At 42.0% G+C, this 17,502-nt stretch carries 14 protein-coding genes; 1 reads left to right on the top strand and 13 read right to left on the bottom strand.

Going from position 1 to position 17,502, the window contains the following annotated elements; all coding sequences use genetic code 11:
- Window positions 1–2: 2 nt before the first annotated feature.
- From rsgA to ACOSV2_RS02795, 13 genes are all read right to left on the bottom strand, one after another.
- Window positions 3–884, bottom strand: coding sequence for a ribosome small subunit-dependent GTPase A (gene rsgA / locus ACOSV2_RS02855; protein ID WP_113968261.1), 882 nt, complete (start codon window positions 882–884; stop codon window positions 3–5).
- A 146-nt stretch (window positions 885–1,030) separates the two neighbouring features.
- Window positions 1,031–3,046 carry a Stk1 family PASTA domain-containing Ser/Thr kinase gene (pknB, locus tag ACOSV2_RS02850; protein WP_428973850.1) on the bottom strand — a complete coding sequence of 672 codons (2,016 nt, stop codon included), beginning with the start codon at window positions 3,044–3,046 and terminating at the stop codon, window positions 1,031–1,033.
- Window positions 3,047–3,050: 4 nt separating this feature from the next.
- On the bottom strand, window positions 3,051–3,800 hold the full coding sequence (locus ACOSV2_RS02845; protein WP_428973849.1) for a Stp1/IreP family PP2C-type Ser/Thr phosphatase: 750 nt from the start codon (window positions 3,798–3,800) through the stop codon (window positions 3,051–3,053).
- A gap of 320 nt (window positions 3,801–4,120) precedes the next feature.
- Window positions 4,121–5,455, bottom strand: coding sequence for a 16S rRNA (cytosine(967)-C(5))-methyltransferase RsmB (gene rsmB / locus ACOSV2_RS02840; RefSeq protein WP_428973848.1), 1,335 nt, complete (start codon window positions 5,453–5,455; stop codon window positions 4,121–4,123).
- A complete protein-coding gene (gene fmt, locus ACOSV2_RS02835) occupies window positions 5,448–6,398 on the bottom strand; it encodes a methionyl-tRNA formyltransferase (protein WP_428973847.1) in 951 nt (316 codons plus the stop codon). Before fmt ends, rsmB begins: the two co-directional genes overlap by 8 nt.
- Entirely contained in the window at window positions 6,398–6,880 is a 483-nt protein-coding gene (def, locus tag ACOSV2_RS02830) for a peptide deformylase (RefSeq protein ID WP_428973846.1), read from the bottom strand. Before def ends, fmt begins: the two co-directional genes overlap by 1 nt.
- Before the next feature lie 31 nt (window positions 6,881–6,911).
- Window positions 6,912–9,335 carry a primosomal protein N' gene (gene priA / locus ACOSV2_RS02825; RefSeq protein ID WP_428973845.1) on the bottom strand — a complete coding sequence of 808 codons (2,424 nt, stop codon included), beginning with the start codon at window positions 9,333–9,335 and terminating at the stop codon, window positions 6,912–6,914.
- Entirely contained in the window at window positions 9,322–10,551 is a 1,230-nt protein-coding gene (coaBC, locus tag ACOSV2_RS02820; RefSeq protein ID WP_428973844.1) for a bifunctional phosphopantothenoylcysteine decarboxylase/phosphopantothenate--cysteine ligase CoaBC, read from the bottom strand. Before coaBC ends, priA begins: the two co-directional genes overlap by 14 nt.
- Before the next feature lie 137 nt (window positions 10,552–10,688).
- Window positions 10,689–10,910 carry a DNA-directed RNA polymerase subunit omega gene (gene rpoZ / locus ACOSV2_RS02815; protein ID WP_113968268.1) on the bottom strand — a complete coding sequence of 74 codons (222 nt, stop codon included), beginning with the start codon at window positions 10,908–10,910 and terminating at the stop codon, window positions 10,689–10,691.
- Window positions 10,911–11,525 carry a guanylate kinase gene (gmk, locus tag ACOSV2_RS02810; protein WP_113968269.1) on the bottom strand — a complete coding sequence of 205 codons (615 nt, stop codon included), beginning with the start codon at window positions 11,523–11,525 and terminating at the stop codon, window positions 10,911–10,913. It abuts the gene before it with no gap.
- Window positions 11,526–11,798 carry an extracellular matrix/biofilm regulator RemA gene (gene remA / locus ACOSV2_RS02805; protein ID WP_044337446.1) on the bottom strand — a complete coding sequence of 91 codons (273 nt, stop codon included), beginning with the start codon at window positions 11,796–11,798 and terminating at the stop codon, window positions 11,526–11,528. It abuts the gene before it with no gap.
- 56 nt (window positions 11,799–11,854) lie between these two features.
- Complete coding sequence (locus tag ACOSV2_RS02800; protein ID WP_428974271.1) at window positions 11,855–12,730, bottom strand: YicC/YloC family endoribonuclease; 876 nt, start codon at window positions 12,728–12,730, stop codon at window positions 11,855–11,857.
- Window positions 12,731–12,855: 125 nt separating this feature from the next.
- Window positions 12,856–15,537, bottom strand: a complete 2,682-nt coding sequence (locus tag ACOSV2_RS02795) for a cation-translocating P-type ATPase (protein ID WP_428973843.1) — start codon at window positions 15,535–15,537, stop codon at window positions 12,856–12,858.
- A gap of 212 nt (window positions 15,538–15,749) precedes the next feature.
- On the opposite strand from ACOSV2_RS02795, the gene ACOSV2_RS02790 reads away from it, so the two are divergent.
- On the top strand, window positions 15,750–17,453 hold the full coding sequence (locus tag ACOSV2_RS02790; protein ID WP_428973842.1) for an Rqc2 family fibronectin-binding protein: 1,704 nt from the start codon (window positions 15,750–15,752) through the stop codon (window positions 17,451–17,453).
- Window positions 17,454–17,502: the final 49 nt, after the last annotated feature.

Below are 17,502 nucleotides of genomic sequence, written 5' to 3'. Positions count from 1 at the left end.
GTTTAGTACCTCGGCTTTCTATCTTTTATTTCTTTGTGGAACGTTAAATAGTGATCATAACGGTAAGTGGGGATTTCGCCTGCTTCTACGGCAGCTTTTACGGCACATTTCGGCTCATTGATATGGAGGCAGCCCCTAAATTTACAGTCCTCAGAAACTTCAACCATTTCTGGGAAGCATTGTGGCAGCTCTTCTATTTCAAGCTCTGAAAACTCCAATGAACTAAACCCGGGGGTATCCGCTACTAACCCATCTTCAATATCAATCAGTTCCACGTGACGAGTCGTATGTTTCCCCCGGCCTAAGTGGGATGAGATCATAGCCGTCTTTAATTCAAGTTCAGGTTTCAAGGCATTCAGCAAAGACGATTTCCCTACTCCGGACTGTCCGGCAAAGACAGAAATTTTATCACGTAAATACGGAGTTAATTCCTCTACACCATGCTCGGTTTTTGAAGACGTCATCAGGACTTCATAACCGAATGAGCGGTAATCCTTCACATATCGTTCAATCTTATTTGTTTGATCAGAAGTAAGTAAGTCCATCTTGGTTACACAAATAAGTGGTTCTATTTCTTTGCTCTCTACCAACACAAGAAAGCGGTCAAGTAAAGCCGGGCTGAAATCCGGTTCGCTTGCAGAGAAGACAAGTATTGCTTGATCGACATTGGCAATAGGGGGACGTACTAACTCATTCTTACGGTCATAGACCTTCAGAATGTATCCATCCGTTTTGTTCTCCGCTTGAAATTCAACATAGTCGCCCACCAGGGGTGTTATTTTATTTATACGGAAATTACCTCTGCCCCGACATTGTGTAACGCTTCCTTCTGAAAGCACATAGTAAAATCCACTTAATGCTTTAACGATTTTTCCTTCAGGCATTCGAAACCTCCTATTCAAAATGTTTATAAAAATAATTGAGTCATCTATATTATGTATCATGGTTCTCTATCATTATAAATGAAAACAAGAGGACTGTCCCGTCAGGTTCATTAAAAACCCGGGTACAGCCCTTTGGCAATTGTCATTTATTCTTCTTTAGGATACTCGACAGTACCTGTTTTATACTCTTTTTCATCAACAAGAATACGATACTTACCATCGTTTCCTTCTAATGTGAACTTCATCGTAATGGTCGTATCTTCATAAATTGTGATGAGTTCGTCACTTTCTTCGATATTTTTATTCTTGTCCTCAATAAATATATCCACGACTTGTGGCTCACCATTGTCCTTGGTGTAAGGTATCAGCTCTTCCAGAGTGACCTCTTTGGTCGGTACTTCCTTTGGTGGCTCAGGACCCTTAGACATGATAACGTAAACATCCTCACCCTTACTAATAGGAGTACTCGCAACCGGCTTATGAGAAATCACCCTACCTTCTTCAACCTCATCTGAAAATTCTTCACTCTGAACAATGATATTTATCCCATTCGAAGCTTCATATTTATCAAGTGCAGTTTGATCAAATCCTTCCAAGCTTTCCAAATCAAACTTCTCAGTTCCCTTGCTCACTGTGAACGTAATTGTCGTTTCTTCTGCCACGACCTCTACTCCAGGTGACGGATCCTGGTCTAGGATGATTCCTGCAGGTTCGGCTTCATCGAACTCTTCTTCTTTCTCTACCGTGAATCCTTTTTCTGCAAGTTCAGAGGATACATCCTCAAATTCCCTGCCCACAAAATCCTCTATATCTATTTTCTCTTTACCTGTACTGACATAGATGTCAATGGCAGATCCCTCATTCGCCATTCGACCGGCCTTAGGACTTGTCTTGATCACTTCCCCTTCAGGAATAGTGTCACTTGATTGTTCCTTTGTTTCTCCTACTACAAATGATTCCGATACAATGGTTGAAACAGCTTCAGTTGTATTCATGCCCGTCACATCCGGCACCTGAATTTCTTTTGGCCCGAGTAATTCAGGAACGAAAGTAATAGCAGCAACCCCTAAAAGAATCAGCAAAAAGAACAAACTAATAATGAATATCGGCCACTTCTTTTTACCCTTTTTCTTAGGATCAACCTTCTTGTTTTTCTTCTTGCCTTTCTTCTTACCATCTTGAACAGGAGCGGTCGGCTTCGTTTGCAGTTTGTCGGTGTCCGCTTGATGATGGACAATCGTATCATCAAGATTCGAATACGCATTCTGATCCGTAATGACCGGGATGGCTTTCGTCGCCTCATCATCCAGGGGAACCGCAAATTTAGGTTCATTCATCCGATCGGGGTCCAGGGCTGACATCAAGGCGTCATCCATATCCTCGAGGCTTTCATATCGTCTGAATGGATCTTTAGCCGTTGCCTTTAATACGATATTCTCAACACTTTGAGGAATATCAGGATTCCATCTTCTTAGAGAAGGAGTTTCGGATTGCAAGTGCTTTAATGCGATTGAAACCGCAGATTCCCCAGAAAAAGGAAGTCTTCCCGTTAACAATTCAAACATGACGATTCCCAGTGAATAGATATCTGATTTTTTCGTAGCCATGCCGCCCCTCGCCTGTTCAGGAGAAAGGTAGTGGACCGATCCCAGGACTGAATTGGTCTGGGTGATCGAAGTGGCACTAAGAGCCATCGCGATCCCGAAATCCGTTATCTTCACATTTCCTTCTTCATCCAGAAGAATGTTATGGGGTTTTATATCACGGTGTACAATATGATTCTGATGAGCATGAGACATAGCTAAAGTTAACTGTTTCATAATATCGATCGCTTTGTCTACATGAACAGGTGAATGCTGCTGTATGTATTGCTTTAAGGTCATGCCATGGACATATTCCATGACTATATAGTATAGATCGTCTTCTTCTCCTACATCGTATATGCTCACAATGTTCGGATGAGTCAAGCTTGTAGCAGATTGAGCTTCCCTTTGGAATCGTTTAATGAATTCCTCTTCATTGGCAAAATCGATCCGGAGCATCTTTATAGCCACTTCACGATCCAAAATCACATCGTGAGCTAAATAAACGTTGGCCATTCCTCCGCCGCCGATTAGTTTAATGATTCTGTAACGCCCACTGATGCGCTTTCCTTCCATCATGTTATCACCCGCTTTCCGTTTCAGCGGCAAACTCTACAATTACTACGGTAATATTATCTTCACCGCCATATTCATTGGCTAAATGAACAAGCGACTCTCCTTTATTCTCAAGGGAGTGGTCAGAGACCAATATCTCTTTCATTTCTTTTTGGGAGACTTTATTAGAAAGACCGTCTGAACACAATAAAATAACGTCTTCTTCTTCAAACATTATCGTTTTAATATCCATCGTAATTGAAGATTCTGTGCCTATCGCTCTAAGTATCACATTTTTCCTTGGATGATGCTCTGCATCTTCTTTCGAAATTTCACCGCTTCTGACTAATTCATTTACAAGTGTATGGTCTTCTGTTAACTGATGAAAACCATTTTCATTCAGAATATAACCTCTGCTGTCACCAATATTGACAATGGTTGCAAACAAGGAGGTGCAAATGGCTCCAACGAGAGTCGTCCCCATCCCTTCACACTCCGAATTGGATTGAGAATAAGTATATACTTCTTTGTTTACTTCGTTAATAGTTGATTTTAACCAATTTTCGGCTTCATCAGCGGTGTGAAATTTCTCTGTTTTCTCCCATAAATCCTTTAAGATGGAAGTGGTAAGCTCGCTGGCAACGTCTCCAGCTCTGTGGCCACCCATTCCATCTGCTACAACAGCTAAATGATCGCCATGATGATTCACAAATACGCCGGCACAATCTTCATTTAGTTGACGCACTTTCCCTTTGTCCGTAAAATAAACAGTTTTCACTTAGGTCACCTCGTCTCTTCTTCTGCACCTGTTTCAAGTAGCTCCTTATACTCATAGTCGGGTGCATCTTTAGTTCAAAAAAATGAATTCACTTCGATTATCTTTGTTAAATACGTTCAGCTATCCATTCGTTCTGAATGGGGGCTGAATAGGTTGATAATGAAAAGAGCGAATATATTACAGCTTTTATCATTTTTGATGAAATAAACATATGATTACAAAGTAATGGATAATCAAAAGATTCATTAAGGGCTGTTGTACTTTTACGACTTTTATGGTGAATTTTCCTGCTTTACTTCGACATTTTGATCAATTTCGACTCATTTTTTTCTAAAGCACGATATAAAGAACCCATCCCCGCCAAAATCCTGCGGAAATACTTGTAGTTGGTTTTCTTTAATAAACGGTGTGATGGAATCCGGAAGATCCACTAATGGTTGAGGCTCAAATTCTGGATGATCACTTAAGAAAGCCGACACAGTGCCTTCATTCTCATTTTGGTCCACAGTACATGTGCTATAAACCAATAGTCCATCTTTTTTTAACAATGGTGCAACGGCTGATAGGATGTCCAACTGAATCTTTTGCAGTGATAGAAGATCCGATTCTTTTTTAGCATATTTTATATCCGGTTTTCTTCTTAATACACCTAATCCAGAGCATGGGGCATCCACCAGAATGCGATCGAAGCTTTCTTTATCAAACTTCTCTCCTGCTTTTCGACTATCAAGGGTTGCCGTCTTTACGTTGTCCAATCCAAGACGAGTGGCATTTTCATCGATTAATTTGACCTTATGCTTATGTAGGTCCAATGCATGGACTTCTCCGGTCCCTGATAGTTTTTCGGCTATGTGAGTCGTTTTCCCCCCTGGTGCTGCGCATGCATCCAACACTTTCATCCTGTTTTCCAGCTTTAACGCATAGGAGACAAGCATGGAACTTTCATCTTGGATGGTGAATTGTCCGTTACGATATTCATCCGTCTTTGCCAGATTCCCTCGAAGTGACTGGATCGCTTCCGGCACAATCGGGCTTTCTTTCACTTCATTTCCGTTGTCCGTCAAGAGTTGGATAAGCTCTTCTCGTGTGATTTTGGTTGTATTCACCCGTGCCGTTTGTTTAGGCGCGATTAAATTGGTTTCACACATCTCTTTCGTTTTCTCCAGGCCAAATTGCTCTTCCCATCTCTTCACAAGCCAATAAGGATGACTCGTTTCGATGGCCACCCGCTCGATTGGATCTTTAATGGCGTCAAGGGAAGGAAGCCCTTTCCTTTGGACTGAACGCAAGACCCCATTGACCAATCCTGAAATGCCTTTATGTCCTCTCTTCTTAGCAATTTCTACAGCTTCATAGAAAACAGCACGGTCAGGAATTCGATCTAAGTACACAAGCTGATAGAGGGATAAACGCAATAGATGACGAACCCACTCATCCAGCTTACCCTTAAGAAATGGAGCTAAATAGAAATCCAACGTCATTTTTCGTTGAATGGTTCCGTATGTCAGCTCCGTTAATAGTCCAATATCTTTACTCGGTAGCTGATTTTTTTCAATCACAGAATTGAGTAATAAATTACTATACGATTGATTTTTTTCCACCGCTTCAATGACATCAAGTGCTGCTTCACGGACGGTTTTATTTTGTTTACTCATTATTTTCTCCTAACATCATTCCTGCTTTTAAGTGGGAACCTGCTCCACGCAGATAATCCTTTGCACTCATTCTCTTTTTCCCGGAAGGCTGTAAATCGGTGATTTTCATACCCACTGAATTCCCTGTAGAAACAACGAATCCATCCTCTTCAATCTTCACGATTTCGCCAGGTGCAGCAGAAGTTCCGCCGACTTTTTCTCCCCACCAAACTTTGATCACAGAATTTTCTAATGTGGTGTAAGCAACTGGCCAAGGGTGTAGTCCTCTTATATGGTTGTAGATTTCTTCTCCACTTTTCTTCCAGTCAATTTTTTCTTGTTCGCGTTTGATGTTTCGTGCAAACGTCGCTTTTGAATCATCCTGCTTGACCGGGGTGATGTCCCCCGCCAATAATTTGGGCACCGTGTCAATCAGTAACGCTGCACCTGCAACGCTTAATTTATCGTGAAGGGTACCGACATGGTCACGCTCTTCAATATCCACTTCCACTTGACTGATAATGTCCCCTGCATCAAGCTTTTCGACCATATACATGATGGTGATGCCCGTTTTGTCTTTTCCTTGAAGAATGGAATAATGAATGGGTGCTCCCCCTCTAAGTTCAGGAAGTAAAGAGGCGTGAACATTGATGCATCCATACTGAGGGGCTTCCAATAATGCATTGGGAAGAATTTGTCCGAAAGCGGCCGTTACGATAAGGTCAGGTTCTAATGCAAGCACTTTGTTTAACTCATCTTCATTCTTTATTTTCTCTGGTTGATACACTGGTATCCCGTTCTTTTCAGCTGCTACCTTTACAGGTGGCGGAGTGAGGATCCTTTTTCTCCCCACTGGGCGATCGGGTTGTGTCACGACCGCAATCACATCATAGTTTTCATCCAATAAAGATTGAAGAACAGGAACGGAGAAATCAGGCGTTCCCATAAAAATCACTTTCGTCATTAAGCTTCATACCCTTCTAATTCTTCTTCTGTCACATATTTTTCTACCTTTGAGGTAAATAGAACACCGTGAAGATGATCAATTTCGTGTTGAATCGCTCTGGCTAAAAAGTCCTGGGCTTGAAATTCAATCATTCTTCCTTTTCGGTCAAACGTTCTGACCCTGATGGAATAGGGACGGGTCACTTCCCCATATAACCCCGGGAAGCTCAGGCACCCTTCAAGATCGGTTTGAGATCCGTCTGCCTCGACGATTTCCGGATTGATAAGCTCGATCGTACCAGTATCATCCCCGATATCCACCACTGCTACCTGAAGGTCGATTCCTACTTGAGGAGCGGCGAGGCCGACACCATCCGCTTCAAGCATTGTGTCATACATATTTGCCAATAATTTTTTTAATTTCTTGTCAAATGCCGTTACCTTCTCACATTCTTTTTCTAAGATTGGGTCAGGGTGCATTACAATTGGAAGTATTGCCATAAGTCTCCTCCATTTTTCCGTAAAAATATAGTTACATCATCATATAAGGGTTCACATCTATGGAGATTGTTAATCCTTGAGACGCATATTGCTGCTGGTACTGATCTAATACTGTTTTTAACGTAGTACCAAGATTTGGTTCCCGCTTGTATTTTATCAAACATTGATACCGATATCTATTCTTTATCCTGGGGATCGGTGACGCCACAGGTCCAAGAATGGTCGTTGTTTCGGATAGCTTTGAACGGATATAATTCGTCATCTTCTCTGCAATATCCACAACTTTCATTAAGTCCTCATGACTTAATGTGAGCATCGTGATGTAGTAAAAGGGAGGATAGGAGCCCATTTTCCTCATCATCATTTCCTGTTGATAAAAACGGTTGTAATCATGATGAGACGCTAACTCGATTGAATAGTGCTCCGGCGTATACGTTTGAATCACTACTTCTCCCGGCAACGTGTGTCTGCCTGCCCGTCCGCTTACTTGAGTAAGTAATTGAAACGTCTTCTCTGCTGCTCTGAAGTCTGGCAGATGGAGCATCGTATCCGCACTGAGGACCCCGACGAGAGTGATATTCGGAAAATCCAGACCCTTGGCAATCATTTGCGTACCAAGAAGAATATCTGCTTTTCCCTCTCCAAAGGCTGTTAATAGCTTTTCGTGGGACCCTTTTCGGGAGGTCGTGTCCACATCCATACGAATGATTCGAGCATCGGGGATAAGCTTCGTCAATTCTTCCTCTACCTTTTGAGTCCCTGTTCCAAAATAACGAATATGCTCACTCGTACACTCAGGACAAGTAGTGGGAACTCCCTCTTCATAGCCGCAGTAATGACATTTCATGCCGTTTGAAAAACGGTGATAGGTTAAGGAGATGTCGCAGTTGGGACATTGAAGGACAAAGCCGCAATCTCTGCACATGATGAAGGATGAATGCCCTCTCCTATTAAGAAATAGGACGGTTTGCTCTCCCTTTTCCATTCGGTCCTGAAGCTTTTCGAATAGTTCCGTTGAGAACATGGAACGGTTTCCCTTCCTCAGTTCCTCTCTCATATCCACAATATCAACGGAAGGAAGGGGGCCATCATTCATCCGTTTATCCAATGTGAGGAGCCCATATACACCTTTTGATGCTCGTGCAAAGGATTCCAAAGAAGGGGTTGCGCTTCCCAAAATGACAGGGCATTGATGATATTCCCCTCTATAAATGGCCACGTCCCTGGCATGATAACGCGGATTTTCTTCTTGCTTGTAACTTGTTTCATGCTCTTCATCAATAATGATGATGCCTATATTTTCAAAAGGAGCAAAAACAGCTGAGCGGGCACCGACCACCACTTTTACTTCCTTCCGCTGAATCTTTCTCCATTCATCATACTTTTCACCAACTGACAATCCGCTGTGCAGGACAGCTACATCATTTCCGAACCGGCCCTTGAATCTGTGAACCATTTGGGGAGTCAGCGAGATTTCCGGAACTAATACAATCGCTTCCTTCCCTTCTTGTAAGACCCGTTGAATGGATTGAAGATAAATTTCCGTTTTACCACTTCCTGTTACTCCGTAAAGAAGGAATGTGTGGTGTTTGTCTTCATCTATGGTGGTCAGTATAGGACGAATCGCATGGTCCTGTTGAGACGTTAAAGAAAGCGGTAAAGTCTTCTCAAACGTCCTATTTTCAAAGGGATCACGATACATTTCAACGTTCTTCTCAACCAGAACTCCTTTATTGACCAACGATTTCACGGTAGATGAAGTAGTCGCCATCTCTTCAAGGAGTGTTGCGGCAAGTATCCCGTCCCCACCAGGAGCAGAATGACTCATGTATTCTATGATTTGTTTCTGCTTACTTGCTTGAGGCGGCAGACTGTTCTTCACTTCCTCTAGGTCATCTTCAGGTACATTAAGATACAGTTTTCGAACCGTTTTCTTATTCCCCTTCGCTTTCACTCTGTAAATCACTTCAACCGTACCTTTTTTTACCTCTTTATGAACAAGAGGGAGCATCCCATTTTCTTCTATTGCTTTCCAGGACACTTCTCTTCCATTCTGAAAGAAGCGTTGTAACGAAAGGTTAAGTTCAACCGGACTCATATTTTCCTCAAGTTGAAAGATTTTTTCATATTTCGCTTTCATGGCTGCTGGAAGCATCGCTTGAAATGCTGAGATTTTAAAGCAAAGGGTCTTCTCTGTCAGCCAGTTCCCCAATGTTAGCAGTTCTTTATTCAGGACCGGTACAAGGTCCATCGGCTCTACAATCGATTTCAGTTTCGAGACTTCGCCTTTTTCCTTTAGTTCAATGACAAAGCCTTGAATTTTCCTGGGTCCAAAAGGAACGATGACTCTCATGCCGGGAACGATGCTGCCTTTCCATTCATCCGGAATACTATAATCGTAGGTTCGATCCGTCTGCATGGCAGGAACATCTACGATGACACTAGCTACGTTCATGGGAGGAACCCTTCTCTATTTGCCGGATCGCTTCTTTATAGATTTCTTTCGCTACCTCTACCTTTGATAATAATGGCAGCTCTCGAATGGGACCATCCATTGTTACAATCGATACTTTGTTCGTGTCCGTTCCAAACCCTGAACCTGCTTCTTTCACATTATTTGCAACAATCATATTTGCCCGCTTTTTCTCAAGCTTTGCTTTCGCATACTCGTAAACGTTTGTTGTTTCGGCCGCAAATCCGATAAGATATTGATGTTCCTTTCGCTCACCAAGACTCATCAATATATCCTTGGTACGTTCAAATTCAATCACTAGATTCCCATCCTTTTTCTTCAGCTTATCAAGGAAGGTTTCTTTCGGACGATAATCAGCGACTGCAGCGCTCTTCACAACGATATCCGCTGTTGGAAACACCTCATGAACAGCATTGTACATGTCTTCAGCACTTGTGACGGAGACAAATTCAACTCCCTTTGGAATTGGTAAATGAGATGGTCCGGAAATCAAGACGACCTCTGCTCCAAGAGACACAGCCGCCTCTGCAAGGGCGTAGCCCATCTTCCCTGTTGATCGATTGGAGAAAAAACGAACGGGATCGACCATTTCTCTTGTCGGTCCGGCAGTGATGACGACTCTTTTCCCCTCTAATATCTTCCTATCGCTATCACGATTAGAAAAATATCGATCAACCAGTTCCACTACTTTCTCAGGTTCTTCCAATCTTCCTTTTCCAACGTATCCACAAGCTAAATACCCTTCACTTGGTTCGACAAATCGGTAGCCAAACTCAAAAAGGGTATCAATATTCCGCTTCACCGCCGGGTGATCATACATATGTACATTCATGGCTGGGGCAATCCATACTTTCGCTGTCGTTGCCAGAATGGTTGTTGAAATCATGTCATCTGCGATTCCGTTCGCGAGCTTCCCAATGATATTGGCCGTGGCTGGTGCAACCAGTACAAGATCTGCCCAATCAGCTAAGTCGATATGAGCAATCTTAGACGAATCCTTTTCATCAAAGGTATCCCAGTATACATCTTGACGGGATAATGCCTGAAAAGTAAGTGGAGCCACAAATTTTCGTGCTGATTCTGTCATGATGACCTTCACAACGGCACCGCTTTGGACCAGCTTGCTCGTTAAAGCAGCCGCTTTATATACCGCAATTCCACCAGATACACATAATAGTATTTTTTTCCCCTTGATCATTCAGCTTTCCCCCATTACACTTTATCCTTCCTTTATTATGAAGGATATTGATAGAAAAAGAAAATAGGGTTGTCCCGAAAGATTATGAAATCTTTCGAGTCAACCCCCCTAGAGTTTTTCATTAAGCATGATGATGCTTATTCATCGGCATAAACCGCTTTGGCATCTCTTTCTTTCATAGATAATTGACCGGCCTGAATTTCTTCAAGGGCTTTTCCTACGAATTTATGAGACTCATATTGGTTCAAGCGGTAATCCCCGGTATCTTGCAGGTTTCTTGCTCTCTTAGCAGCAATACTGACTAACGAATATTTAGAATCGATCTTTTTCATTAATGAATCAATGGATGGGTTTAACATTTATTCAACCTCCAGCATATTTAAGTATCGTTGTTGCACTCTTTCCCGTTTGCAGTGTTCTGCTTGAACAATGGATTTAATCTTACCTACCGCATGTTCAATTTGATCATTTTCAACGATGTAATCATACAGATTCATCATTTCAATTTCTTTTCTTGCAGTATTCATTCTACCCTGGATCAAATCATCCGTTTCGGTCCCTCTTGTTACGAGGCGATTCTGAAGTTCAGAAAGACTAGGGGGTGCCAGGAAAATAAATAAACCTTCAGGGAATTTATCCCTGACCTGCTGCGCACCTTGTACTTCAATTTCAAGAAAAACATCTCTTCCTGCATCAAGTGTTTCTCGAACGTAATCAACAGGAGTACCATAATAGTTTCCAACGAACTCTGCATACTCCAGTAGTTTCCCTTGCTCTATAAGCACTTCAAACTCTTCTCTTGATTTAAAGAAATAATCTACACCATCCACTTCTCCTTCCCGGGGATTCCGAGTGGTCATGGAGATGGAATATTCAAACCTTGTATCTTCTTGGGAAAAAATCGCTTTACGAACAGTTCCTTTTCCTACACCTGAAGGTCCGGAAAGAACGATCAGCAATCCTTTTTCTTTCATTTATTTACCCTGCCCTTCTTCTACTATATCCTCTTTATCAGTTAAACGATGAGCAACGGTTTCGGGTTGAACAGCTGAAAGAATAACGTGATCGCTATCCGTAATAATAACCGCCCTTGTTCTTCTTCCGTATGTAGCATCCACAAGCGTTCCCCGGTCTCTTGCATCTTGAATCAGACGTTTGATCGGTGCTGATTCGGGACTTACAATTGAGATGATCCGGTTAGCTGAAACAATATTTCCAAATCCTATATTGATGAGCTTGATCGACATAACGCTCCTCCTAATCAATAGTTTAGTTTCGCCGGAATGACAGGAAACTAAACTTCTTATTCTACATTTTGCACTTGTTCCCTTAGCTTCTCCAGGGTTGATTTCAGTTCCACAACAATCGTGGCAATGAAGGAATCGTTTGCTTTCGAACCAATCGTGTTCACTTCCCGGTTCATTTCCTGAATCATGAAATCCAGCTTCCTGCCCACAGGTCCTTCACCGGTCAATGAGGAATGAAAGTACTGAATATGACTTTCTAATCTCGTGAGTTCCTCGGTAATATCCGATTTATCAGCAAAGATGGCAACCTCAGTAAGTAAACGACTTTCATCGAAGGAAGTTTCATTGTATTCAAGAATCCTTTTTCTTAAACGTTCTCTATACTGATTGATAACGTCAGGAGCATGATCGGTAAGTTCACCGATTTTGGTCTCAAAATGATTGAGATGAGTGAGAAAATCTTTCCTGAGGAGCTCTCCTTCTTTTTCACGCATTTGTCTAAGGTCATTCGCCGCTTGTTCTACAGCTTTTAATACCAACTGCTCAAGCTCTTCGTTTTCCTCTTCCATTTCTTCGATCATCACAAATTCTTCCCGGTTTAAGAGGTGGGATAATTGCATTTCATCTTTTAAGGAGAAGGTTTCCTTCACTTTATTTACTAACTGATAATAATCTTGAATGAGCTTCCAGTCAATATGTAGATTTTTATGTACTAAGCCATCACCGGTAATGGTGATGAAAATATCCACTTTCCCTCTCTTAACGGACTGGGATACTTGTTTTTTAATTTTATCCTCAAGTTTCATTAATTGTCGGGGCATCCTTATGAAACATTCACTAAACCTGTGATTAACGGATTTCATTTCAACCGTTACATTATGTTGTTCAGAGTCTACTTTGCTTCTTCCAAAGCCTGTCATACTGACAACCATTACGATCACATCCAATCTTTTGACGATATTCGTATGTAGATCAACTGATTTCATGCTTGCACTAAGCACTATATAAAAAAGGTAATAGAGGCTATTCTCTATTACCTTTTGGATTATACCACATTTCACTGTTTTTTTCTTGCAAAAAATGACCCTGCCAGTAAAAACGTCGGAACCGAGCTTAAACCAATGATCAAGAACCAGTCCTTTAACACAATCGGTACTGTATGGAAGATCGGCTGCAAGGATGGGATGTATATCACGAGAAGCATCAATACGAGTGAAGAAAGCACGGACCACACAAGATACATGTTTCCGAAGGGATTTCTTGAAAATACAGAAACTTCACTTCGACAGTCAAACACATGAATGAGCTGCGCCATAACCAATGTAGCAAAGGCAACGGTTTGGGCATACGCCAAGTGATCGGGGTGAGTCTTATACGACAACATGAAGGCAAGCAGAGTGACACCTCCGATTAAGAAGCCCCTTGAAACTACCTTCCAGCCTAAACCTCTGGCAAACACGCCTTCTTTTGGGTGCCTTGGTTTTCTCTTCATGACATCATCTTCTGGCTTATCGAGACCAAGTGCCATGGCAGGAAGTCCATCTGTCACAAGGTTCACCCAAAGAATCTGAATCGGCACCAATGGAAGTGGAAGGGCCAGGATCATGGCAAATAGCATGACGAGTATTTCCCCCACATTCGATGCCAGCAGGTAACGAATAAACTTTCTGATGTTTTCATAGATGTTTCTGCCTTCCTGGATGGCTGATTTAATCGTTGCAAAGTTATCATCCAACAGGACAAGTGAGGAAGATTCCTTGGCTACATCTGTCCCGGTAATTCCCATGGCTACGCCAATATCCGAAGATTTTATAGCCGGAGCGTCGTTTACTCCATCCCCGGTCATCGCCACCACATGTCCCCGGTTTTGCAGGGCTTTGACGATTTTTAATTTATGCTCAGGAGAAACACGTGCAAAAACCGAAACCTCTTCCACGATTTCTTCCAGTTCATGTACCTCCATTTGATTCAACGCTTTTCCATCCAGAACGCGATCTTTGTTTTTTAAGATTCCCAGTTGTTGGGCAATCGCTTTAGCCGTTAAGATATGATCCCCAGTAATCATCACCGTCTTTATACCGGCTGCGCGACACTCTTTCACTGCCTGTTTCACTTCAGGTCTTGGAGGATCAATCATACCTTGTAAGCCAATGAAGGTCACCCCTTCTTCAATGTCATTTTCTTCGATCCCTTCGATGGATCTTTCATTGAGGGGTTTATAAGCAATCGCAATGTTTCGAAGAGCATTGGACGACATTTCACTGATTGCCTCTTCTACTTTTTGGGTTATTTCAGCTGATTTATATTGAAGTCTTCCTTCCCACAAGATGGATTCGCTTTTTCCGACTAAAACGTCGGGAGCACCTTTCGTTACAGAGAAGTGTTTCCCGTTTTGGTCGACCACGATGATACTCATCATCTTTCTAGTAGAATCAAAGGGGAATTCTTTTACTATCGTAAATTTCTTCTGCAAAGATTCCCGGCTCAATCCAGCTTTCAACCCCGCCACTAGAAGAGCCCCTTCTGTAGGATCCCCATCAACTACAAAGTTTTCTTCACGTGTTACGAGTTCCGCATGGTTGCATAGCATACCAAAGGTTAATAATTGTTGAAGAGCATTTTCACTGTGAGGTGTGACCCTTTGGTCTCCGCTGTAAAATTGGCCATCAGGTTCATACCCGGTTCCCGTTACCGTCCAGGTTCTGCCTCCACTCCAGAGATGTGTCACCGTCATTTTGTTTTGAGTCAAAGTTCCTGTTTTATCTGAGCAAATAACCGATGCACAGCCTAATGTTTCAACAGCGGGCAGCTTTCGGACGATGGCTTTCTTCTTGATCATTCGCTGAACGCCGAGGGAAAGGGCAACGGTTACAATGGCAGGTAAGCCTTCTGGAATGGCCGCAACCGCCAAAGAAACCCCAGCTAAGAACATAGTGTACATATCGTGACCCTGGATCACACCGATTCCAACGACCAATGCCGTTAACACGAGGGCAACGGAAATCAGTATTTTTCCTAATTCTTCAAGTTTTCTTTGAAGTGGGGTTATCATCGTTTCAGCTTTTTGAATCATATCAGCGATTTGTCCCATGGCTGTCTTCATTCCGATCGAAGTCACCACACCAATACCATTACCCCTAGTGACCATTGTCCCCATAAAAGCCATATTCTCTAAGTCTCCAAGACTCATATTTTCACCAATGACAGGGTTCGTCGATTTTGTAACAGGTACAGATTCCCCTGTTAAAGCAGATTCCTCTATTTCCAGGTTGTTCGTTTCAATGAGGCGCACATCTGCCCCTATACGATCCCCGCTTCCAAAGCGGATGATATCACCGATAATGACCTCTTTAGAAACAATTTTCATCCACTTGCCATCTCTCAACACCGAAACCTGAGGTGCTGAAAGTTCCTTTAAAGCATGCAGGGACCTCTCTGCTTTACGCTCTTGAAAAAAACCTAAAAAACCGTTTATTAACACAATGGCAATGATGGCAATCGCATCGATGTATTCTCCCAGTAATCCTGAAATGAGTGTGGCTGCCAATAACACAAGAACCATAAAGTCCTTAAATTGACTGAAAAATAATAACAAAGCTGACTGCTTCTCAGCTTCCTCCAATTGATTGTACCCAAATTGCTTCCGTCTGTTTGCTACGTCATCTGTTGAAAGACCCTCTTGATAATTGGTATTTAATGACTGCTCTATGTCCTCTTGTCTCATCTCATGAAATTTCATGCAACCATGTCACTCTCCTCCTACGATACGAAAAGTTGTCCTTCTCTTAGCATTCTTATTCAGACTCGTCCTAAAAAATGATATGATTTACGTATGTTTTGCATTTTACCTGTGAGAGGGGTAAAATCGGTTACATTTGATACACAGAGACCAAGATCAATCCTGGTAGATTTAAAATACACCGAAATCGTTTAAAGCAAAGGATGTTATATATGTCATTTGATGGATTATTTACTAGAAGCATGACAAAAGAATTGAACGAGAATTTATTGCACGGACGCATCAACAAAATACATCAACCTTATAAAAATGAAATCATCATGATCATCCGGGCGAATGGAAAGAATCACAAAGTTCTATTATCCGCCCACCCCAGTTATTCAAGGGTCCAAATCACAAATGAAAACTATGAAAATCCTTCTGTCCCTCCCATGTTCTGTATGCTCCTGCGAAAGCATCTGGAAGGGTATATTGTAGAGGGGATCAAACAGGTTGAATTGGATCGGATGATAATAATTGAAGTGAAAGGCAGAAATGAAATCGGCGATATATCATACAAGCAATTGATCATCGAAGTAATGGGCCGCCATAGTAACATCATTCTGGTTGATAAAGAACGAAATATGATTCTGGATAGCATCAAGCATATATCACCAAGTATGAATACACACCGTACTGTTTTGCCTGGTCATACGTATGTTTTACCACCACAACAAGATAAAAAAAATCCACTTATTGCTACCAGTGAAGACGTTCTGAGAGCACTGGACTTTAACTCCGGCAAACTGGATAAGCAGATTGTCCAAGCTTTTGCAGGTATTTCACCTCTTTATGCAAAAGAAGTTGTTCACCGTGCAGGAATCGGTAACCAGTCTACGATCGCTGAATCATTCATAGAATTAATTCAGCATGCAAAATCGAATGACTCTACACCAACTCTCATTAGTGGGGAAAAAGAAACGTTTTACTGGCTGGATCTGGAACATTTGCAAGGAGAGAAACAAACGTTTCCTTCGTTAAGTGAATTATTGGACCGGTTCTTCTATCAGAAGGCAGCACGAGACCGGGTGAAACAACAAGGAAACGACTTGGAACGATTCATCCGAAACGAACGGGATAAAAATGTAAATAAAATTGAAAAATTAAAGAAAACGTTGGAGGATGCCCAGCAGGCGGATCGTTATCAATTGCTTGGTGAACTCCTTACTTCGAATTTACATGCGGTAGAACGAGGAATGACTGAGGTTAGCGTGGTAAATTATTATGATGAAAACGGGGAAAGTATTAAAATCCCACTCAACCCGCAAAAATCTCCATCAAAAAATGCCCAAAACTATTTTTCACGCTACCAAAAAGCAAAGAATGCAGTGAAAATCGTTCATGAACAAATTGAAAAAGCCGACGAAGAGATTGTCTACTTAGAACAATTACTTCAACAATTAGAATCGGCATCAACAAAAGACGTTGAAGAAATCAGAGAAGAACTGGAAGAAGAAGGCTACCTGAGGGTCCGTAAGCAAATGAAAAAGAAAAAGGCCAATGTAAAACCAGTTCTGGAAACCTACACTTCCAGCGATGGCACACAAATATTGGTCGGAAAAAACAACAAACAAAATGATTATTTAACCAACAGAGTCGCAGGGAAAGAAGAGATATGGCTTCATACGAAAGATATTCCAGGCTCTCACGTTGTAATCAAGAGTCAGAATCCTTCTGAAAAAACAATCAAAGAAGCAGCTAAAATTGCCGCCTACTTTAGTAAAGCACGGGAATCAAGCTCCGTGCCTGTTGATTTCACTGAAGTCAAACAGGTAAAGAAACCAAAAGGAGCCAAGCCGGGCTTTGTCATTTATGAAGGACAGCAAACGGTATATGTGACACCTGATTTGGATTTGGTCCGTTCGTTGAAGAATTGATATTTAATAATGAAGCACTTTCACTCACTCTGAAATGGCTTTGGGTGGG

The organism is Rossellomorea sp. DUT-2 (genome assembly GCF_052665285.1).
The sequence above is the reverse complement of the archived record's forward strand: the minus strand, read 5'-3'. Positions and strand labels throughout refer to the sequence as shown.

Bases quoted from the DNA above. Each gene is read 5' to 3' on its own strand.
- ACOSV2_RS02800 (WP_428974271.1), bottom strand. From the start codon at position 12,730: ATGGTTGTCAGTATGACAGGCTTTGGAAGAAGCAAAGTAGACTCTGAA.
- fmt (WP_428973847.1), bottom strand. From the start codon at position 6,398: ATGACGAAAGTGATTTTTATGGGAACGCCTGATTTCTCCGTTCCTGTT.
- gmk (WP_113968269.1), bottom strand. From the start codon at position 11,525: ATGAAAGAAAAAGGATTGCTGATCGTTCTTTCCGGACCTTCAGGTGTA.
- pknB (WP_428973850.1), bottom strand. From the start codon at position 3,046: ATGATGGAAGGAAAGCGCATCAGTGGGCGTTACAGAATCATTAAACTA.
- def (WP_428973846.1), bottom strand. From the start codon at position 6,880: ATGGCAATACTTCCAATTGTAATGCACCCTGACCCAATCTTAGAAAAA.
- priA (WP_428973845.1), bottom strand. From the start codon at position 9,335: ATGAACGTAGCTAGTGTCATCGTAGATGTTCCTGCCATGCAGACGGAT.
- ACOSV2_RS02795 (WP_428973843.1), bottom strand. From the start codon at position 15,537: ATGAAATTTCATGAGATGAGACAAGAGGACATAGAGCAGTCATTAAAT.
- rsmB (WP_428973848.1), bottom strand. From the start codon at position 5,455: ATGAGTAAACAAAATAAAACCGTCCGTGAAGCAGCACTTGATGTCATT.
- remA (WP_044337446.1), bottom strand. From the start codon at position 11,798: ATGTCGATCAAGCTCATCAATATAGGATTTGGAAATATTGTTTCAGCT.
- coaBC (WP_428973844.1), bottom strand. From the start codon at position 10,551: ATGATCAAGGGGAAAAAAATACTATTATGTGTATCTGGTGGAATTGCG.
- rpoZ (WP_113968268.1), bottom strand. From the start codon at position 10,910: ATGTTAAACCCATCCATTGATTCATTAATGAAAAAGATCGATTCTAAA.
- rsgA (WP_113968261.1), bottom strand. From the start codon at position 884: ATGCCTGAAGGAAAAATCGTTAAAGCATTAAGTGGATTTTACTATGTG.
- ACOSV2_RS02790 (WP_428973842.1), top strand. From the start codon at position 15,750: ATGTCATTTGATGGATTATTTACTAGAAGCATGACAAAAGAATTGAAC.